Here is a 257-nt window from a genome sequence, read left to right as displayed (position 1 = left end):
GTGCTTACACTGCGCTTATCACTAAATTTAGCAGCAATAACGACGATACGTATATTAAAGAGCTAGAAGAAGTTGAGGATAAAACCCTCGAAGAAATTAAAGATTCAATGAAAAAACCACAACCCGCAGACTGCGAAGCTGTACTAGCTAAAGCATTACTAACAATGCAAAGCTGTCATGCTGAAATGAGCCGAATGAAAAAGCAGTAAGTAGCCTAAATTCTGGATAATAACTCAACCTAAAGCTGAGTTCAGGTT

At 38.1% G+C, this 257-nt stretch carries 1 pseudogene; it reads left to right on the top strand.

Annotated elements, in window-relative coordinates:
* Positions 1 to 209, top strand: a pseudogene (locus AAEY62_RS23375) (ferritin-like domain-containing protein); the annotation flags it as partial.
* Positions 210 to 257 lie beyond the last annotated feature (48 nt).

Source organism: Pseudoalteromonas sp. GW168-MNA-CIBAN-0100 (assembly GCF_040309225.1).
GTDB lineage: Bacteria > Pseudomonadota > Gammaproteobacteria > Enterobacterales > Alteromonadaceae > Pseudoalteromonas > Pseudoalteromonas arctica.
This window is presented reverse-complemented; position numbering and strand designations above follow the sequence as displayed.